Raw genomic sequence first — 18388 nt, 5'->3', positions numbered from 1 at the left:
ATGTACGCAACACTGTGGCGACTGCTGCCCGGCCCGCTCTTCGTGCGCATCCTGCTGCTGCTCGCGCTGATCGCCGGGGTGCTCACCTCCCTCACTCTCTGGGTCTTCCCGTTCGTCGACAGCCTGCTCGGCCCGCAGGAAGGAACGGTCGGGTCATGATCGGAATCAGGCACGGGCGCGTTCCTATCGCCATCATCGCGGCCGCGGCCCTGATCACGCTGAGCGGATGCGCTACCGCGACGTCGCAACCCGCTACCGCGAGCCCCGAAGCTCCGGCCGGCGGGGCGTCGAGAACCGTTGACGCGGGCGCGGCGCCCCACACGTCCGCGACGGCGAACCCGACGCCTGACGCGGCGGCCGTCGAGCTCGCCCGATTCGACGCCGTCAACCGGGCGACCATCGCCTTGCACCCTGGGGCCACGGGCGACGACCTGATCACCGGCCTCACCTCGGCGGGCTACCCGATCGAGGCGCTCGAGATGACGCCGGACAGGACGAGCATCGGCCTGGCCGCCCCGTCCCTCCAATTCGCCGCTCGCACCGACACCGGATGCGTGATCGGCCAGTTCTCACCGGATGGCAGCTATGGGTCGTCGTCGGCCCCGCGTCTCTCCACCGGCACCTGCCTCATCGGTGCCACCCGCGCCCTGCGCTGAGCGGAGCACGACTTGCGTGTAATCATACTAGTCTGCTAGTATGATTACACGAGGTTGACGAGGAACTCCTCACGGACTTCCCTCCCTCAGCGCATCGCTTCGTTGGATGCGCACCCCCGAGCCCGCCCTGGGCCGTGGTCGCTCATTCCAATCCGAAAGTGGGTTCTTCATGCGCACCTCCTCCGCCCCCGACGCCGTTCTCAGCAGCCGTGCGCGAGCCGGTGACATGACCGCCTTCGGTGAGCTGTGGACCCGGCACTCCGGCGCCGGCCGCCGCTTCGCGCTCAGCCTCACCAACCAGTTCGACGCCGATGACCTCGTCTCGGAGGCGTTCACCCGCATCCTCGCCCAGCTGAAGGAGGGCAAGGGCCCGCAGGACGGTTTCTGCCGCTACCTGTTCCGGTCCATCCACCGCATCGCCATCGACTGGTCACGACGCGAGAAGCACGTCAACGACGAGGAGGCCCCGGAGGGAGCCGACCCGCACTGCGCCGAGGCTGTGACGCTCGCCGCGGAGGAGCGGACGCTCTCCGGGCGCGCCTTCCAGAGCCTCCCGACCCGCTGGCAGGAGGTGCTCTGGTACAGCGAGGTCGAGTCCATGAAGCCCAGTGAGTTCGCCCCGCTGCTGAACATGAGCGTCAACGCCGCAGCGCAGCTCGCCTGCCGCGCCCGGGCGGGACTCCGCGAGGCCTTCGCCGAGCTGCACGCCCCGGCCCCTCAGCTCGTCGCCGCCTGAGCCCGATCGTCCACCCCACTTCGCCCGTCCCCCGACCAGGAACACATCCCATGCGCATCGCCACCATCACCTGCAGCATCGCCGTCGTCGCCGGCGCCCTCACCGTCGCCGGAACCCTCCCCGCCCACGCGAACGCGCCAAGCAGCTACGGTGCCGACACCGCGCCCGCGGCTGTCCGCGCCCCGGCGCCCCCCGTCGCGCCGGCTCCCGTGCCCGCGCCTGCCGTCGCGGCCGCTCGCGACGGGAACGCCATGGTCGCGCTTGCGATGCAGTACGTCGGCGTGGTCCCGTACTCGGCGGGCGCCAGCCCCGAGAACGGATTCATGTGCGACGGCCTCACCCAGTGGGTGTACGGCCAGTTCGGTGTCGACCTTCCCCGCGGCGTCACCGCCCAGGCATCACGCGGCGTCGAGGTCTCGGCCGCGGAGGCCCAGGCCGGCGACCTCGTCGTCTACCCCGGCGAGCACATCGGCATCTACGACGGTGCCGGCGGCATCATCGACTCGCCCGACTGGGGCCGCTACGTCTCGCACCGCGCCATCTGGGGCAACCCGATCTTCGTCCACATCCCGTAACGCCCGCACGACCGACCCGAGAGAGAATCCCGCCATGCCGACCAGCACCCTCCCCGCCATCAGCCTCCGAGCCCTCGTCGCCCACCACGGCCGACGCACCCCCGCAGAACTGCGCCGGTACGCCGAAACCAGCTACTCGGCCGGCACCCCGCAGCAGACGTGGCTGCTCGAGGTCGCCAACCGGACGGCGCGCAGCGGTTGCGCCACCATCGCGTGCATTCCGTCGGACGAGCTGAACGACATCCTGAAGGCTGCCACGTTCGCCCTGCTCACCAACCGCTACCTGGCTGTCTACGATCGGCGCGGAGCCGCCTGACCTCCCGGGTCCCAGGCCGGCGGGGGCGGGTCTGCGGCGGCCGTAGACGCCGACCCGACGCGGACCGCATCCGGTTCGATCGCCAGCGCGTCGAGTCCACGCTCCGCGGTGAACGCGGGGAGCAGGAACACAGTCGCGAGGGCTGTGGAGAAGATCGCGTAGATCATGTGCCGCGTGTTTTCCACCGCTTCCCCGAGCGCGGCCGTGAAGAACTGGACGAAGGCGAACGCGACCATCAGCATGATCGCGATGGCGTAGGCCCGGCGCGAGCTGGAGCGCGCGGATCGAGCGCAGGCGATCAGTGCACCGATGACGAGGAGCGCCCACAACATGATCAACCCGACGAGACCGTTGCCGGTGAGATGCCCGAGCGGCGTCAACAACGAGAAGTCTTGTGCCCCCGGCCGATTGCCGACGCTCATCTCGAACGATCCCAGGTAGCCCGGACGCACCGAGAAGAAGTCCGCCGCCGCCTGATTCAGGATACGCAGCAGGCTACCCGGGTGCCGGAGCAGGAAGCCCCACGCTGTCTCGTACGTCATGTGAGGCGCCCATTCCGTCCACGCAGAGGTGGTCATGATGTCGCTGCCACCGGCGGGCTGGCCCGCGTACTTGGCGAACATGGCGGGGAAGCCCATTTCCTTCAGATCGGCCGCAGGGTCCTCGCTGGGGCCGAGGATGCCGACCGCGATCAGCTCCCAGGGGTTTACCGCCTGGAAGGCTTTGGGGTTGTTTCGCATGAGGAACGTCGCTACCGCTACCGCGGGGACAAGGAACACGATCACGAGTCCCGAGCGGATCACGCGAGTGCGGAGCCTGCGCCGGGGGCGGAAGGACGTGCGGCGGCCGCGCTGGAACACCCAGTAGACGCCCAATGCGGCAATGGGAACGAGGAGGCTCACCGCCTGCGTCTTCGAGCCGACCGTCAGGAAGGTTCCGATGGCGAGCAGCAGAACCGCCAGTGCCGTCGTATGGCCGGGCGAGAACAGATAGACAGCACCCACGGCGCACAGCATGATGCCGAGCAGACCAGGGAACTCGCCGTACAGGCCCCCGGCGTAGCCGACGAACACGCCGTCGGAGAGCACGATGAGCACCGCCAGAGCCGAGGCGATGCGCCACAGCAGTCCGCGCCGGATCGTGAAAGCGATCAGGGCGACGACGATGCCGACGACCACGCAGTTAAGAAGGATGAGCCAGCGGAGATCGAGATTCACCCCGCCGCTCAGCCACTGTGCGGCCTTGAGGAACCAGATCTGGACGGACGGGTAGAGGATGCAGTCCTCGCGGATGCTCGGCGGTCCCGGAATCCAGTCCAGGATCGCGAACTTCTGGTAGAGCGGCACCGCCGGGTCGGCGGGCACCAGTCCCAGCTGGCAGACATAGCGCTGCTGACCGTCGTAGACATCGCCGATGCCGACCGTGACCGGCCACAGGGTGCGCAGCAGCATCAGCCCCACCGTCACCACACCGATGGCGAGGCTCGAAACGAGCCGTGACACGCCCCGGTCTTCGGTGAGCCAGTTAGGCATACGTCGTCCTCTTTCCCTCACTCTTCAAGACGCGGGAGGACCGCGATCATGACGCGCTATCCGCGGCGCGTATCCCCGCGGTACGGTGAGCGCGCTCCGAGCGACGCCGAGGGGAGGACACCGTGAGCGAATCGGCCACGCCAGCCGACCGCGACGGTCAGCGTCCACTCGGCCGACGAGTCTGGCGCGGGCTGCTCGACGTGGTCGTCATCGTCGTTGTGGCGCTGCTGGTGTCCTTCCTGGTGAAGACGTTCCTGATCCGGCCGTTCTTCGTTCCCTCGGAGTCGATGGAGAACACGCTGCAGATCGGGGATCGGGTGGTGGTGGATGAGATCGGCCCGCGGCTCTCCGGCATCCACCGCGGCGATGTGGTGGTGTTCCGGGATCCCGGCAACTGGCTTCCGGCACGGAGCGGGCCGGCCCCCGGCTGGCTGGACCAGGCGCTGACGGCCGTCGGGCTCTCCGCGGCGGACAGCGATCAGCACCTGGTCAAACGGGTCATCGGCATCGGCGGCGACCATGTCGCCTGCTGCACGGCGGAGGGCAAGGTCACCGTGAACGGAGTGGCCATCACCGAGCCGTACATCCTCCTCCCGCCGGAGCAGAAGGACGCGTCGCTCGTGCCGTTCTCCGTCACGGTGCCCGAGGGATCCCTCTGGGTGATGGGCGACAACCGGGACCATTCGGCGGATTCGCGCTTTCACACCTCCGGCCCCGGCGGTGGTTCGGTGCCGGTCTCTGGCGTGGTCGGCCGCGTGTTCGTGATCATGTGGCCGCCGGGCCGGTGGTCGTGGGTGGGGAGTTACCCCGAGACGTTCGCCGCCGTGCCGTGATCGCCCGGACGATGCCCGTCCGGGACCGGACCTAGTACAAGCCGGTGTCGTCCAGCGGGACCATCCGCAGCCAGCGGAAGCCGTAGCCTTCGAGGGGCACCGTCAGTGCGCCGTTCTCGACCGCCAGGTCCGCGTCGGTGAAGACGTCGATCAGTCTCCGGTCATGCGGGGCGGGGAGCGTGAGCTGCACCTGCCGTGGTTCGGACGCGAAGTTGTGCACCGCGATGACCTGTCGCTCGCCCAGTGTGAGAGTGTGCGCGAGGACCGCTTTGTCGGGCTGCTCCAGAACGTCGAAGGCGCCCCACCCCAGCTCGCTGCCATTCCGGTAATGGCGGATGAGGGTGCGCATGAAGGCGAGGAGTGAGTCCGGGTCGCGCCGCTGCCCCGCGACGTTGACGTGCTCCGGCCCGAACCCGCCCGGCGTGACGGCGTTGCGAAGCTTGCCGGCCGGCGCCGTCGAGAAGCCTCCGTTGCGGCCGGCGTTCCACTGCATGGGCGTGCGAACCGACATCCGCCCGCCAATGTCCAGATTCTCGCCCATCCCGATCTCCTCTCCGTAGAAGAGCACGGGGGTCCCGGGCAGCGAGAACATCAGGCTGTAGACCATGCGGATCCGGCGCGGATCACCCTGGAGCATCGGCGGGAGCCTGCGCACGAGTCCACGGTCGAAGACCTGCATCCGTTTTTCGGGACCGAACGCGGCGAAGACTTCTGCACGCTCCTTCCCGGTGAGCTTGTCGAGGGTGAGTTCGTCATGATTGCGCACGAAATTGGCCCATTGGATGTCCGGCGACCCTTTCGGACGACTCTGAAGGGCCTTGGCCAGGGGACGCGCGTCCTCGCGGGCAAGAGCGAGGTACATCTTCTGCATGCTGATGAAATCGAACTGCATCGTGAGCTCGTCGCCTTCGGTGCCGCCGAAGAAGGTGTTCTGCTGCTTGCGGTCGAGATTGACTTCGCCGAGAAGGATCGCCTGTCCGGAACGTCGATCGAGGAACGATCGCAGGTCGCGGAGGTAGGCGTGCGGGTCCGGCAGCAGCTGTGCGCCATCGACGATGCCGGTCGTGTCCAGGAGGAACGGCACAGCGTCGACCCGGAAGCCGGACACTCCCAGCTGCACCCAGAATCCGACCACCTTGGCGATCTCGTCGCGCACCCGTTCATTCGCGATGTTCAGGTCGGGCTGCTGGCGGTAGAACACGTGCTGGTAGTACTGGCCGGCCTTCTCGTCCCACTGCCAGTTGCTGGTCTCCTGATCGGGGAAGACCGGCTCGGGTTGATGTTTCGGTGGTTCGTCGCGCCAGACGTAGAAGTCCCGATAGGGCGAGTCGCGGCTCGCGCGAGCGGCCTTGAACCAGGGATGCTCGATCGACGTGTGGTTGACGACGAGGTCGACGATGACGCGGATCCCGCGATCCTCAGCGATCCGGATCACCTCCACGAAGTCCCCGAAATCGCCGAGCCGCCGATCCACACCCAAGAAGTCCGAGATGTCGTAGCCGTCGTCGCGGTCGGGCGAGGGATAGAACGGCATCAGCCACAGGCACGTGACGCCGAGCTCGGCCAGATAGTCGATCCGGTCCGCGAGGCCGCCGAGGTCTCCGATCCCGTCGCCATTGCTGTCCATGAAGACCTCGACGTCGAGGCAGTAGATCACGGCACTCTTCCACCACAAGTCGCTGGTATCGCTGACCTTCATCGCTTCTCCACCGCATCTCCCGTCGGTCGGGAAACACCCGGCCTCAGCGCTCACGGTACCGGGAAAAGCACTTCGTGCGGTGCCCGTCACTGCCGGCGACTACCCTGTCGCCGCCGGCGGGGTTCAGGCCTCGATCGCGATCGTGCCCGCGTTCTTCGTGTCGGCCGCGCGAAGAGTCTTGGACCACCCGTTCCTCCCCAGCGCCAGCCGGTAGACGGCCTTGGCCAATGCGGCCGCGACATAGAGCTGATAGGGCCACAGCGTGACGCCGATGAGCGTGGCGCGACGCCAGCTCAGGTCCGGCTCGCAGCGGAGCTTGTAGACGAATCCCCAGATGGCGAAGGGACCGATCCCGAACAGGAGGACGAGGATGCTCATTCCCCCGAGATTCGACCACCACAGTTCGCGCAGGGCCCGGTCATACGCGATCCCGAGCATCTGGCTGCCGAGGAGGCTGAGAAAGATCGCGTAACCGACGAGCTGAATGACCGGAAGGAGGAGGTAGTACCCGGCCTCGAGTACGCCGGTCGAATCGAAGAAGCGGGACCGAAGGATGGTGGGCAGGTAACGCATGCATTGCATGACCCCCTGTCCCCATCGGGCGCGCTGGGTCGTCAGTCGGGAGAGGGTGGGGACGGCCTCCTGCGAAACATGGGAGTCGTGAACCTGCCGGTTCTGGTAGCCCGCGAAGATCACGTGGAGGCCGAGTTCGTAATCCTCGAGCAGCGAGCCGTGCCACGGCGAGCCATAGGTCTCGGTGATCGCATCGAGAACCGACAGCCGGGTGAACTGGCCGTTGCCACCCATGCCCACCGTGCCGGTCTTCGAACGCAGCGACTGCATGGCGAGGATGACGGTGCGGAACTCGACGTCTTGCATGCGGAGGAGCCACGACGAGAACGCATTCGCGATGCGGCCCTTGCCGGGGAGCGGGTTGGATTCGTCGCGGTTCTTCATCCGCACGGCGAGCTGCACGGCGCCCACGCGAGGGTCGGCGAAACGAGTGTCGGCCGAGACGGCGGCGAGCGCATTGCCGGAGAGCTCGCCGTCCGCGTCGAGGACGGCGACGATCACTCGCGACCGATCGATCGGGTGCGGGAGCCACGCGCTCACGGCGCCGTAACCCGCGTTCAGGGCCGGCCCCTTGCCCGTGCGCGCATGGGGCCGCACGCGTCGCACGAGATGGACCATCGGATCGCTCCCGGCCAATGACTCGACGATCGCAGCGGTCTCGTCGTCGCTGTCATCGTCGATCACCCAGATGTGCATCTGCGGGAACGTTGCCCGGGCCGTGGCGATCGTGTCGCCGATCACCGACTCCTCGTCCCGGCAGGGGATGAGCGCGTGCCAGAGGAACTGCGCGGGGTCTCCGGGCGGGGTGGCCTGCAGCTTGAGGTACGGGACGAGGATGAAGGCCACGTACGTGAGGAAGACGATGACGAGCAGGTAAGACGTCGACTGGAGAAGCGAAGACATGTGGGCCGTTCGGTCGGGTGGTATGAAGCGTGGCCGGCGCAGGGTCGCGCCGACAGCGGGCTATACCGTTAACTGACGTCGCCGAGGGCGATTCGTGACGCGGGCCCGTCGGCGACCGCGATCACCGGCGGGCGGGGTCGAGATTGACGCCGATCCCGCTCGTGAGCTCGGGTTCAGGGGACTGCGTGAGAAGTTCGGGGTTCAGCCAGACCAGCTGCGCCTCGGTCAGACCGAACCGCCGGGTCACGGTGTAGATCGTGTCGTACGGGTTGGGGATGTAGTAGGCCAGCGTTCCGTCCTCGATGATCGCGCGCCCGTGGGCGTACGGCTCCACGCCGTGGTCCACTGCCTTCAGGCCGGGGTACGCGGCGGGGAGCGTCCACGCGATCGTTGCGGCTGCGAACACCCGCGCGTCCCCGGCCGGAGACTCCTCGATCGAGTGCAGGAAGGACGGATCGCCGAAGGACGGCAGATCACCCATCAACGGCAGAACGAGTTCGCCGTCCGCGTCGGTGGTCACCAGGTCCGACCCGAGCGCGAAGTAGTTCTGATCCTGGATGTTCTCCGGAAGGCCGTCGTGCCGTTTGCCGGTCATCATGAGGTCGATCCCGTCCAGGCTCGCTGGTGCGGGTGCGTCCGGGCGGATGCGGACCTCGATGCCGCGGTCCTGGCGGACCACGATGCGCACGCCCCCGGTCAGCGGGTGCTCGGCGACCCCGCCCGGGATCGGCTCATGGTCGATGACCTGGAGCGATCCCGTCCCGATCGTCTGACCCGCGATGAGCAGGTTCGGGAGCTGCTGGGCGATGGGCACCGGGTCCGCAGTCTCCGCCTTCGGTGTCGGGGTCGGATGGCTTGGCGGGGTGAGCAGCGCGCATCCCGACATCAGGCCGACCACACAGGCCGCGACCATGGCCGCGACGACGCGACCGCCCCCGGTACGAATCATGGCTAGACCCTAGCAACACCATCGAATCGAACGGTCGAGTGCGCTCTTCGCCGACGACTCAGCGGGGCGGGCTCGTGCTGTCCCGTACCTTCAGCTCGGGCTGGATCAGCGGGATGGTGGCGGGGGTCTCGCCCCGCAACGCGCCGAGCACGCTTTCGACGGCGCGACGTCCGACCGCGGTGAAGTCCAGTCGCACCGTCGTCAGGGCGGGCTGGAAGAAGGCCGACTCGTCGCGGTCGTCGAAACCGACCACGCTCACGTCGCCGGGAACGCTGATCCCGTGGTCGTCGAGAGCCTTCATCAGGCCGAGCGCCATCACGTCGTTGATCGCCAGCACGGCCGTGATCGACCGGTCGGCGGCGATCGCGAGCCCGGCGCGGTAACCGGCATCCGCCGACCAGTCGTCCGACTCGAACTCGGCGGGGACCGGTCGGCCTGCAAGGGCGAGCTCCGTCTGCCATCCGCGCCTGCGCGCCTCCGACGCCATCCATCCCGCGGGACCCCCGATGAAGTGGACGGTCTCGTGTCCGAGGTCCAGCAGATGGCGGGTGGCGAGCTGGGCGCCCAGGGTCTCGTCGATCGAGATCGTCGCGGGTCCCGCCGGTGACCCCTGCTCGAACCTCACGACGGGCACATCCGTGTCGAGCCGCTGCAGGACCTCCGTCGCCGCGGTCATCGGCGCCAGGACGACGATGGCATCCACCCCGCCGTCGACGAGGGAATCCAGGCCCGCCCGAATACTGGCCTGGTCGACCTCCGCGATGCTGACGAGGCTCGTCGAGTAGCCGTTCCGACGGGCCTCCTCCGCGATGCCGAACAACGCCAGCGCAGGACCGTGCACCGAGAGCGCATAGCTGAGCACGCCGAGATTCATCGAGCGGCTCGTCGCCAACGCCCGCGCGGCGGAGTTCCGGCGGTAGCGCAACTGCGCCATGGCGGCCTCCACCCGGTCCCTGATGTCGGGAGAGACGTTGCTGTGGCCGTTGACCACGCGGGATACCGTCTGCTGGGAGACTCCGGCGAGGCGTGCCACATCGACCATTCGCGCTGCACGCGGGGCGTCGCTTCTCGTCTCCGTCATGCCCCAATTATGGCCGCGACCGGCCGGGCGCCCGTGAGCGCCCGGCCGGTGCCGCAGACGAGCCGCAGACGAGCCGCAGCTGAGCGGAGAGCTCAGCGGTTTCCGTATCGCAGCACCGCGGGGTGCTGCTCGTACGGCCATTCGGCCTCCGGGATCATGTACTCCAGCGTCGTGTAGCTGCCGTCCATGGTCGCCGCCAGCGACGGCGGCCCGGGGAACCCGATGACCCGCCAGCCGACCCGGTTGTCGTTCCCGCCGTAGACCGGGTCTCCGTAGAACCCCTGCCGGGTGTTCAGGACGAGGAGCGGGAAGAACTCGAGGAAGTCCTCGTTCACCGGCTGGTTGCCCGCCGGGGCTCCCCCGCTCCCCTGGCCGTCGGATTCGGCGAAGACGAACTTCGCCGGCTTCTCCTTCTTCGAGATGATCTCGAGGACCGTGTCCTGCTGGTCCGGGTCGAGGTCCACGAAGTCGGCGCCGAACTTATCGGAGGCGATGCCGTCGAGCTCGACGATCCCCTCACGGTAGAACTTCTGCCGGCTCTCGATGCGCTCCTGCCACGCGTCCTGCTCGAGGCCCTCCATGCGCAGGAACCCCTTGCCGTCAGCCGCGGGGAAGACGAACTGCGTCCCTGCCAGCATCCGGTCGATGAAGCGGACCACCCCCGCCTCCTTGGCTCCGGGGTGGTGGTCCGTCGGGATGATGCGCGCAGTGGCGGCCTCGACAGTCGCCCACTCGTGCTCGGTGAAGAACAGCGGCCCATCCGTGTCTCGTGTCGAGATCGGTACGGTGACCCATTCTGCCTGTCCCATTGTTTCGTCGTCTCCTCTGAGGTCGGCGTGTGTCAGTCGGTCCAGCCGTGGCGGTCCACGGCGATGATGCGGTCGGCGCAGCGCCAGGCGTTCGCCATGATGGTGAGCGCCGGGTTGATGCCCGTGGCGGTGGGGAAGAAGCTGGCGTCGAACACATAGAGGTTCGGCACCTCGTGGGAACGGCACCACTTGTCGACGACCGACGTCGCCGGGTCGTTACCCATGCGCGCCGTGCCGAGCTCGTGCGAGGTGTTCCCGGTGATGCGCTCCATGTTGACCGGCACGACCTTGGATGCTCCCGCGGCCTCCAGGATCTCCCCGTTCTTCTTCACCTGCCACTTCTCCTGGGCGAAGTCGTTCGCGTGCGGCGTGTGCGTGATCCGGGCGACCGGCAGACCCCAGGCGTCCTTCACCGTCGGGTCGAGATCCACCCGGTTCGACTCGACGGGGAGGTCGTGGAGGAGGATGCCGATCTTCATGCTGTAGTTGAACAGCTCGCGGTCGGCGTCCTTGGCGGCCTGACCCCAGGTGGGGCGACCCGGGAAGCTCCAGTTGACGGGATGCCCGAGCATCGACGGGAAGATCAGCGAGCCGAGGATGTGACCACGTGACTCGTCCGTCTCGTAGAAGTCGAACGAGCACAGGTTCATGTAGTGGCCCGACCAGCCGTAGAGCGGGTCGTGCAGCTCCTTGTCGAAGAGCCCGACCGAGAACGAGTACTGGTGGAACGTGGCGTTCTTGCCCACCTGGCCGCTCCCGTTGCCGAGACCGTCCGGGAACAGGGCCGACTTCGACATCAGCAGCAGGCGCGGGGTCTCGATCCCGCCGCCGCAGACGATGACGGCCTTGGCGTTCTGCACGAACTCGTTGCCGTTCTCGTCCTGGTAGCGCACGCCGATGGCCTTGCCGGTCTTGTCGACGAGGATCTCGCTGACGTAGCAGTCGGAGCGCAGGTCGTAGAGACCGGTGTTGACCGCATCCGGGATGAAGCTGATCAGCGTCGACGACTTGCCGTTGCCCGGGTCCGGGTACTGCTGCCAGAACCCGTTCTCACTGAACGGCTTGCGGCCGCGGTACGGCTCGGTCACCATGCCCTGCGGCATCGGGAACGTGCTGTGCCCCATCTTGTCCATGGCGGTCGCGAACTTGCGGCCGATCTGGCTGAGCGGCGCGGGCTTGGTCGGGTAGTCACGGCTGCGGCGACCCTCCCAGCGGTTGGCCCCGCCCAGTCCCGACGTGCCGAACTCCCACTCCACGCGTGTGTAGTACGGCTCGAGGTCGTCGTACGTGATCGGCCAGTCGACGAGGCTCGCTCCCTCGACATCGCCGTGCAGCGAGCGGAGGCGGAAGTCGTTCTCCGTCATGCGCGGCACCATCCCGCCCCAGTGCGTGGTCCCGCCGCCGACGACCTGCGGGGTCGCCGAGAAGTTGGTGATGACGGCTTCCTCGCTGTCGTTCTGACGGTACGTGCGCGGTTTGAGCTTCGGGTCCTGCCAGATGAAGTTGCGGTTGAGGAACTTCAGTTCGTCTCCGGATGCGTGCTCCGGCTTCAGCCACGGGCCGCGCTCCAGCCCCACGACGCGGAGACCGGCTTCGGTCAGCACCTTGGCGGCGGTCGCTCCGCCTGCCCCCGCGCCGACGATGACGACGTCGACCGGCTCGGGGTTCTTGAGGGTGGTCATTCTGTGTCCTTTCCTTCTGGAAGATGTGGGCTCGGGATGCGCACTACGCCAGCACGCCGGTGCGGCCGAGCTGCGCGATCGGCAGCAGGGCATCCCAGAGCGCGTCCGGGATCTCGACGGCGGCGAGCTCAGCGGTCTGCGCGACGCGCTTGGGCTCGGACATCCCGACGATCGTCGAGGTGACGCGGGGGTCGCGCAGCGAGAACTGCAGTGCCGCAGCAGCGAGCGGGACTCCGTGCTCCGCGCACAGGGCCTCCATGCGGCGAACGCGGTCGAGCACCTCGTCGCTCACGGGGGCGTAGCAGTAGGTGGGGACTGCATCCGGTCCCTTCACGAGCATCCCGCCGCCGAAGGGGGCCGCGTTCACGAACGCGACACCGCGTGCCGACGCGTCGTCGAGCAGGGGCTCGGCCGACTGGTCCACCAGCGTGAAGCGATTGTGGCTGATGACCGCGTCGAACGCCTCGGTCGCGAGGTACTGCAGCTCGAGGTCGATCGGTCCGCCGGCGACGCCGAGGTAGTCGATGACACCCTGATCGCGCAGCGCGATCAACGCTTCCAGGGGGCCGCCGGGGGCAACACCCTCCTCGAAGCTGATCTTCTCCGGGTCGTGGAGGTAGACGAGCGGCAGCCTGTCGAGGCCGAGGCGCTCGAGGCTCTCTTCGACCGAGCGGCGCACGCGGTCGCCGGAGAAGTCCGACGTCCCGGGGATCGGGTCGACCTTGGTGGCGACGACGACCCCCGCCGGGACGCCTCCGTTCTCGCGGATCGCGCGCCCGATGCGCTTCTCGCTCTCCCCGCCGCCGTACTCGTTCGAGGTGTCGATGAAGGTGAACGGCCCTTCGAAGACACGGCGGATGGTCGCGACGGCGGTCTCCGTGTCGACTTCGTACCCGTACTGGGTGGGGAAACTGCCGAGGGCGCTGGTACCGACGCAGATGTCGGAGACGGTGAGGTCGGTGCGTCCGAATTGTTTGATGGTCATGCGCTGTGCTTCCTATCTGAGTGGCGGTCGACGGTTCGTGGGGTTCCGGAGGGGGGTGCGGTGCTGTCGCGCACCTCGAGTCGGGGAAGCACCCGGGGCAGCGGGTCGACCTGGCCGCCGCGCATCAGGTGCAGGATGCGGTCGACCGCGAGGCGTCCGACCTCCTCGAAGTCGAGGCGCACCGTCGTCAGTCCTGGCCGGTAGTAGCGGGCCTCGGGGACGTCGTCGAACCCGACGACGCTGACGTCCTCCGGGACCCGGACCCCGCTCTCCGAGAGCGCTTTGACGACGCCGAGAGCCATCTGATCGTTGGCGACGAACACCGCGGTGATCTCCGGGTTGCGGGCGATCTCGCGACCGGCGGCGTACCCGGAGGTCGTCGACCAGTCGCCCGACAGCACCGGGTTCGTGACGCGACCGGCCGACGCGAGGGTCTCCGACCAGCCGCGCAGCCGTGCCTCGCTGCCCAGCCAGCCGGCGGGGCCGGCCACCTGCCACACGGTGTCGTGTCCGAGGTCGAGCAGGTGCCGGGTGGCGAGCGCTGCGCCGCTGACTTCGTCGGTTGCGACGCTCGTCGTCCCCTCGGCCGCTCCCGGCTCGAAGAACACGAGCGGAACGCCCGCTTCCAGCCCTGAGATCGCTTCGAGTGCCGCCTGCACGGGCGCCAGCACGACGATCCCGTCGACCGCATCCTCGGCGAGGTGGTCCAGAGCGGCCTTCATGGCCACCCGGTCGACATCGCCGAGGGTGACGAGGTTGGTCGCGTAGCCCGCCTTCCGCGCCTCATCGGCGATGCCGCTGAGGGCGACGGACGGGCCGTACTGGGCGAGGCCGAAGCTGACGATCCCGAGGTTCATCGTGCGGCCGTTGGCGAGGGCCCGGGCGGCCGGGTTGCGGCGGTACCGCAGCTGCCGGATCGCCAGCTCCACCCGCTCCCGGATGTCCGGGGCGACGTTGGGGCTCCCGTTGACCACCCGTGAGACGGTCTGCTGGGACACCCCCGCGAGGCGTGCGACATCGATCATCCTGGCACCGCGAGTTGTCGATTGCGTTTCTGTGCTCGAAGGTGCCGACATCGGTCTAGCTCGCTGCCCGGGCCGGGCGGCGGTGGAGATGCGCCCGGAAGAATCCGGAGATCCGCTGCACACCTCCCGCGCTGGAGAGGAAGACCGCGATCACGATCACGGCGCCCTTGATCACGAGCTGGGGCTCCGAGGAGATCCCCACCAGGTTCATGATGTTGATGATCGTGGCGAGCACGAACACGCCGATCACGGCGCTGATCGGGTCGCCCTTGCCGCCCATGAGGGATGCGCCGCCCACGACGACCGCTGCGATCGCGTCCAGCTCGTAGCCGACTCCGATGAGGGAGCTGCCCTGTCGCAGCTGCGCGGCGGCGATCAGGCCGGCGAGACCCGCGAGCAGACCCGACATCGTGTAGGTGATGAGCAGGTTGCGGGCGACAGGGAGGCCGGAGAGGCGCGCGGCCTCCGGGTTGCCGCCGATCGCGTAGAGCGAGCGGCCGAAGGTGGTGAACTTCGCCACGAGTGCGGCGATGACCGTGACGACCAGGAAGATCATCACCGGGTTCTGCAGGCCGAGGGAGGATCCGCGGGAGAACATGTCGATGAACGCCTGGTCGGTGATCTGGATGAGACTCGTCGACTGGATGATGTAGCTGAAGCCCTTGACCGCGCTCATCATCGCCAGCGTGGCGATGAAGGGCGGGATCCGCAGCCAGACCACGAGGATGCCGTTCACCAGTCCGGCGATCCCGCAGCAGAACAGGGTGAACGCGACCGAAAGTCCCGTCGCCATCCCTGCTTGCAGCGTCAGCGCGACGATCACCGTGGACATCGCCAGGATCGACCCGACCGAGAGGTCGATGCCCCCGGTGAGGATCACGAAGAACTGGCCGACCGCGAGCACGGCGACGATGGACGCGGCCGCGATCACGTTGTCCGCGTTCCGCAGAGTGAGGAAGTCGCCCGAGACGTAGTAGCCGATCACGATGATGACGATCAGCACGAGGAGCAGGTAGCTCTTCGGCAGGATGCGTTTGGCCACACTCCCCCAGGCGGAGCGCGGGTGCGCGGCTGAGGACTCGCGGGTGGGCTTCACCGGCTCTTTGAGGGTGTTGTTCGACATTGTCTTTCCCGTCAGTGGGGTGCAACGAGTGGTTGCAGTCAGTGGTTTGCGTCGGGGGGTGCCGCTGGGCGGCTCAGGCGAGCAGCTGAAGGATGCTCTGTCCGTGCGGGTCGATCTCGTCGTGGTCGAATTCGGCGACCACGCGGCCGCGTGCCATCACGAGGACGCGGTCGCACATCATCGCCTCGGAGATCTCGGAACTCGCGATGATCACGGTCCCGCCCGAGCGGGCGAAGTCTCGGATCAGCTCGTACATGTCCTCCTTGGCGCCGACATCCACACCGCGGGTCGGCTCGTCGCAGATGAGGAGACGGGAGGAGCGGACGAGCCAGCGGGCGAGGATGCCTTTCTGCTGCGTCCCGCCGCTCAGGGTCTTGATCGGCTGGTTGACGCTGGAGACCTTCATCCCGAGCCGCGTGACCATGTCCTGCGCCGCCCGCTTCTCGCGCTTGCCGTCGATCACGGCGAGGCGGCTGAACATGGGCATGCTCGCCAGGGTGATGTTGCCGGCGACGCCCATCTCGGGGATGAAGCCCTGAGCCTTGCGGTCCTGCGGCAGGAGGCCGATCCCCCGCCGGATCGCCTCGCCCGGCGACGTGAACGTGACCGGCTTGTCGTCGAGGCGGAGCTCCCCGTCCGTCTTCTTCCGCGCGCCGGCGAGCAGGCCGGCGAGCTCCGACTGGCCGGAGCCGATCAGGCCGGTGATGCCGAGCACCTCGCCCTGGTACAGGTCGAAGTCGATCCCGGCCACGCGCTCGTCCTCGCCGACGCCGCGGGCGGACATCAGGATCGTGTCCGTGCGGCCGGCTCCCAGCCGTGGGCTGCGCTCGCCGCGCAGGGCGGCATCCGCGATCGAGCCTTCGAGGCTCTTGCCCACCATGGCCGTCACGACGTCCGCCGGCTTGGTGTCGGCTGTGGACAGATCGGCCGCGGTCACGCCGTCGCGGAGGACCGTGACCGCGTCGCACAGGCTGTAGAGCTCATCCATGCGGTGAGAGATGTAGAGGAGGGTGACGCCGTCGGCAGCCAGCCGGCGCAGCACGGTGAACAGCCGCTCGACGTCGGGGAGAGGAAGTGTGGACGTGGGCTCATCGAGCAGCAGCACCCGTGCATCCTTGTGCAGCGCCTTCGCCAGTTCGACGGCCTGCTGCTCGGCCACCGAGAAGCTCGAGACCGGCTGTCGCACATCGAGGTCGAAGCCGACGCGGGCCAGCGCCTCGCGCGACTTGGCCTGCATCTCTGCCCAGTTGACGACGCTTCCCTTGCTCGGCAGCTTTCCGAGAAAGATGTTCTCGGCCACCGAGAGCGACGGCACGAGGCTCAGCTCCTGATAAATGGTGTGGATGCCCGCATCCTGCGCATCCGTCGGCTCGCGGAACTTCATGACCTCGCCGCCCAGGCGGATCGTCCCGCCGTCGGGCGTCTCGGCTCCGGAGAGGATCTTCACCAGGGTCGACTTGCCGGCCCCGTTCTGGCCCGCGAGGGCGTGGATGCTTCCCCGCTTGACCGAGAAACTCACTCCCTTGAGCGCTTGCACACCCAGGTAGCCCTTGGTGATGCCTTCGAGCTGAAGCTCGTCCATACGTTCTCTGCACTTCCTCGTGAGTGTCGTATCAATGTGGTCGCTGCGCCCGAACCGATGACATCGGGCGCAGCGACTCTGTGCGGTACCTGCCGGTACCTAGCCGTTCGCCCGCACGTACGTGTCTTCGGGCTTGTAGTACTCTTTGGCGTTCTCCGGCGTGACGACGGTGGTCTTGATGAAGACCTCCTTCTTGGGGCACGCGGACTTGTCGTTGTTGTAGGCGGCGACGGCCATCTTCACCGCGGCGACGCCCTGGTCCCACGGCTGGTTGGAGGCGGTCGCCTGCAGCGGGCCGGCGGGGTTGTCGACCATCTCCTTCACGGCGTTCATCCCGCCGTCGTAGCCGGCGACGATCACGCCGTCGCCCCAGATGCCCGCCTGCTGGAGGCCCTGCTCGATGCCGCCCTCCATCACGTCGCTCATGCTGTAGACGATCTTCAGGTCCGGGTTGGCCGTCGCGACGTCGCGGATCGGTCCGAGCGCCTTGTCCGGCTTCCACTCGCCGTACTTCGTCTCGAGCTTCTTGGTCGTGATGCCGGGGTACTTCTTCATCACGCCCTCGTAGCCCTTCATGAACCCGTTGAACCGCAGGTCGCTGAGGACGTCGCCGGGGAAGCCGCCGATGCCGACGACCTTGACCTCTCCGGTCTCGCCGAACTTGGCGATCGCCTTCTTCGCGGCGACCTCGCCCGCCAGTGAGCCGGTGTAGCCCTGGTCTTCCGCGACGTAGCAGTACATGTCCTTGACCAGCGACGGGTCGAGGTTCGAGTTGACGGTGACGAGGGGGACGTTCGCGTTCTGGAGAGCGGCGACCGAGGCGCCCACTCCGATGGGGTCGTTCGGGTTCATGATCACGACGTCGACGTTCTTCGTGATGAGGGTCTGCACGTCGGCGTTCTGACGGACGGTGTCGCCGTTGGCGTCGAGGAGCTGGATGGTCGCGCCGAGCTTCTTGGCTTCGGACTGGCCGCCCTCGACGAGGGTCTTCCACCAGTCGCTGCCGCTGATGCCGCGCTGGCTCCAGCCGATGACGAGGCCCTTGCCGGCCTTCTTGTCCGCGTCGCTCGCGGCCGCCTGGCCGTCGGTTCCGCCGCGTGCGCATCCGGTGAACACGACGGCGGTGACCGCCGCGATGCCTGCGACTTTGAGAATGGTTCGGGTACGGGTGCTGATCATTTTTCCACTTCCTTGTGAGTGATCGGTGCTGGGTACAGCCGGGTGATGTGGTGCCGGGTGGTGCCAGGTGGTGCGGATGCTGCCAGTGGTGCGGATGGAACGGATCAGTGAGAGCTGTGCGCGGCGGCACCCCGGACGAAGGGGGCCTGA

Annotated in this window: 18 protein-coding genes; 6 read left to right on the top strand and 12 right to left on the bottom strand. The window is 67.8% G+C overall.

Annotated features, from left to right (window positions below; all coding sequences use genetic code 11):
• From P3F85_RS01970 to P3F85_RS01950, 5 genes are all read left to right on the top strand, one after another.
• Positions 1 to 159 carry a hypothetical protein gene (locus P3F85_RS01970; protein WP_374009586.1) on the top strand — a complete coding sequence of 53 codons (159 nt, stop codon included), beginning with the start codon at positions 1 to 3 and terminating at the stop codon, positions 157 to 159.
• Positions 156 to 656, top strand: a complete 501-nt coding sequence (locus tag P3F85_RS01965; RefSeq protein WP_374009585.1) for a DUF6993 domain-containing protein — start codon at positions 156 to 158, stop codon at positions 654 to 656. Before P3F85_RS01970 ends, P3F85_RS01965 begins: the two co-directional genes overlap by 4 nt.
• A 169-nt stretch (positions 657 to 825) precedes the next feature.
• Positions 826 to 1392 (top strand): RNA polymerase sigma factor, encoded by a 567-nt coding sequence (locus P3F85_RS01960; RefSeq protein WP_374009584.1) that lies wholly within the window; start codon positions 826 to 828, stop codon positions 1390 to 1392.
• 50 nt (positions 1393 to 1442) lie between these two features.
• The gene (locus P3F85_RS01955) at positions 1443 to 1967 is read left to right on the top strand and encodes a C40 family peptidase (protein ID WP_374009583.1); all 525 of its coding nucleotides are present in this window, start codon (positions 1443 to 1445) and stop codon (positions 1965 to 1967) included.
• Between the two features lie 34 nt (positions 1968 to 2001).
• Positions 2002 to 2283, top strand: a complete 282-nt coding sequence (locus P3F85_RS01950; protein ID WP_374009582.1) for a hypothetical protein — start codon at positions 2002 to 2004, stop codon at positions 2281 to 2283.
• Here the strand turns inward: P3F85_RS01950 and P3F85_RS01945 are convergent.
• A complete protein-coding gene (locus tag P3F85_RS01945) occupies positions 2259 to 3815 on the bottom strand; it encodes a hypothetical protein (protein ID WP_374009581.1) in 1557 nt (518 codons plus the stop codon). The genes P3F85_RS01950 and P3F85_RS01945 overlap by 25 nt on opposite strands.
• Before the next feature lie 122 nt (positions 3816 to 3937).
• Between P3F85_RS01945 and lepB the strand changes: the two genes are divergently transcribed.
• A complete protein-coding gene (gene lepB / locus P3F85_RS01940; protein WP_374009580.1) occupies positions 3938 to 4648 on the top strand; it encodes a signal peptidase I in 711 nt (236 codons plus the stop codon).
• 31 nt (positions 4649 to 4679) lie between these two features.
• On the opposite strand, the gene P3F85_RS01935 is transcribed toward lepB, so the two are convergent.
• The 11 genes from P3F85_RS01935 to P3F85_RS01885 form a co-directional block, all read right to left on the bottom strand.
• Complete coding sequence (locus tag P3F85_RS01935) at positions 4680 to 6347, bottom strand: alpha-amylase family protein (protein WP_374009579.1); 1668 nt, start codon at positions 6345 to 6347, stop codon at positions 4680 to 4682.
• A 123-nt stretch (positions 6348 to 6470) separates the two neighbouring features.
• Complete coding sequence (locus P3F85_RS01930; RefSeq protein WP_374009578.1) at positions 6471 to 7823, bottom strand: glycosyltransferase family 2 protein; 1353 nt, start codon at positions 7821 to 7823, stop codon at positions 6471 to 6473.
• A gap of 121 nt (positions 7824 to 7944) precedes the next feature.
• The gene (locus P3F85_RS01925) at positions 7945 to 8772 is read right to left on the bottom strand and encodes a hypothetical protein (protein ID WP_374009577.1); all 828 of its coding nucleotides are present in this window, start codon (positions 8770 to 8772) and stop codon (positions 7945 to 7947) included.
• Positions 8773 to 8830: 58 nt separating this feature from the next.
• Positions 8831 to 9814 carry a LacI family DNA-binding transcriptional regulator gene (locus P3F85_RS01920; protein ID WP_374010981.1) on the bottom strand — a complete coding sequence of 328 codons (984 nt, stop codon included), beginning with the start codon at positions 9812 to 9814 and terminating at the stop codon, positions 8831 to 8833.
• Positions 9815 to 9945: 131 nt separating this feature from the next.
• Complete coding sequence (locus P3F85_RS01915; RefSeq protein WP_374009576.1) at positions 9946 to 10662, bottom strand: gluconate 2-dehydrogenase subunit 3 family protein; 717 nt, start codon at positions 10660 to 10662, stop codon at positions 9946 to 9948.
• Between the two features lie 32 nt (positions 10663 to 10694).
• Positions 10695 to 12344: a GMC family oxidoreductase gene (locus P3F85_RS01910; protein ID WP_374009575.1), complete on the bottom strand. Its 1650-nt coding sequence runs from the start codon at positions 12342 to 12344 to the stop codon at positions 10695 to 10697.
• A 43-nt stretch (positions 12345 to 12387) separates the two neighbouring features.
• Positions 12388 to 13329 carry an aldo/keto reductase gene (locus P3F85_RS01905; protein ID WP_374009574.1) on the bottom strand — a complete coding sequence of 314 codons (942 nt, stop codon included), beginning with the start codon at positions 13327 to 13329 and terminating at the stop codon, positions 12388 to 12390.
• Positions 13326 to 14354, bottom strand: a complete 1029-nt coding sequence (locus tag P3F85_RS01900; RefSeq protein WP_374009573.1) for a LacI family DNA-binding transcriptional regulator — start codon at positions 14352 to 14354, stop codon at positions 13326 to 13328. Before P3F85_RS01900 ends, P3F85_RS01905 begins: the two co-directional genes overlap by 4 nt.
• Positions 14355 to 14409: 55 nt before the next feature.
• Complete coding sequence (locus P3F85_RS01895) at positions 14410 to 15477, bottom strand: ABC transporter permease (protein ID WP_374009572.1); 1068 nt, start codon at positions 15475 to 15477, stop codon at positions 14410 to 14412.
• Between the two features lie 73 nt (positions 15478 to 15550).
• Positions 15551 to 17059 carry a sugar ABC transporter ATP-binding protein gene (locus P3F85_RS01890; protein ID WP_374009571.1) on the bottom strand — a complete coding sequence of 503 codons (1509 nt, stop codon included), beginning with the start codon at positions 17057 to 17059 and terminating at the stop codon, positions 15551 to 15553.
• A gap of 99 nt (positions 17060 to 17158) precedes the next feature.
• Positions 17159 to 18238 (bottom strand): sugar ABC transporter substrate-binding protein, encoded by a 1080-nt coding sequence (locus tag P3F85_RS01885; RefSeq protein ID WP_374009570.1) that lies wholly within the window; start codon positions 18236 to 18238, stop codon positions 17159 to 17161.
• Positions 18239 to 18388 lie beyond the last annotated feature (150 nt).

Origin of the sequence: Leifsonia sp. T36S-04 (assembly GCF_042465655.1) — a bacterium.
Classification (GTDB): Bacteria; Actinomycetota; Actinomycetes; order Actinomycetales; family Microbacteriaceae; genus Leifsonia.
This window is presented reverse-complemented; position numbering and strand designations above follow the sequence as displayed.

Coding starts and splice junctions, on each gene's coding strand:
- P3F85_RS01970 (WP_374009586.1), top strand. CDS start 1: ATGTACGCAACACTGTGGCGACTGCTGCCCGGCCCGCTCTTCGTGCGC.
- P3F85_RS01965 (WP_374009585.1), top strand. CDS start 156: ATGATCGGAATCAGGCACGGGCGCGTTCCTATCGCCATCATCGCGGCC.
- P3F85_RS01960 (WP_374009584.1), top strand. CDS start 826: ATGCGCACCTCCTCCGCCCCCGACGCCGTTCTCAGCAGCCGTGCGCGA.
- P3F85_RS01955 (WP_374009583.1), top strand. CDS start 1,443: ATGCGCATCGCCACCATCACCTGCAGCATCGCCGTCGTCGCCGGCGCC.
- P3F85_RS01950 (WP_374009582.1), top strand. CDS start 2,002: ATGCCGACCAGCACCCTCCCCGCCATCAGCCTCCGAGCCCTCGTCGCC.
- P3F85_RS01945 (WP_374009581.1), bottom strand. CDS start 3,815: ATGCCTAACTGGCTCACCGAAGACCGGGGCGTGTCACGGCTCGTTTCG.
- P3F85_RS01935 (WP_374009579.1), bottom strand. CDS start 6,347: ATGAAGGTCAGCGATACCAGCGACTTGTGGTGGAAGAGTGCCGTGATC.
- P3F85_RS01930 (WP_374009578.1), bottom strand. CDS start 7,823: ATGTCTTCGCTTCTCCAGTCGACGTCTTACCTGCTCGTCATCGTCTTC.
- P3F85_RS01925 (WP_374009577.1), bottom strand. CDS start 8,772: ATGATTCGTACCGGGGGCGGTCGCGTCGTCGCGGCCATGGTCGCGGCC.
- P3F85_RS01920 (WP_374010981.1), bottom strand. CDS start 9,814: ATGGTCGATGTGGCACGCCTCGCCGGAGTCTCCCAGCAGACGGTATCC.
- P3F85_RS01915 (WP_374009576.1), bottom strand. CDS start 10,662: ATGGGACAGGCAGAATGGGTCACCGTACCGATCTCGACACGAGACACG.
- P3F85_RS01910 (WP_374009575.1), bottom strand. CDS start 12,344: ATGACCACCCTCAAGAACCCCGAGCCGGTCGACGTCGTCATCGTCGGC.
- P3F85_RS01905 (WP_374009574.1), bottom strand. CDS start 13,329: ATGACCATCAAACAATTCGGACGCACCGACCTCACCGTCTCCGACATC.
- P3F85_RS01900 (WP_374009573.1), bottom strand. CDS start 14,354: ATGATCGATGTCGCACGCCTCGCGGGGGTGTCCCAGCAGACCGTCTCA.
- P3F85_RS01895 (WP_374009572.1), bottom strand. CDS start 15,477: ATGTCGAACAACACCCTCAAAGAGCCGGTGAAGCCCACCCGCGAGTCC.
- P3F85_RS01890 (WP_374009571.1), bottom strand. CDS start 17,059: ATGGACGAGCTTCAGCTCGAAGGCATCACCAAGGGCTACCTGGGTGTG.
- P3F85_RS01885 (WP_374009570.1), bottom strand. CDS start 18,238: ATGATCAGCACCCGTACCCGAACCATTCTCAAAGTCGCAGGCATCGCG.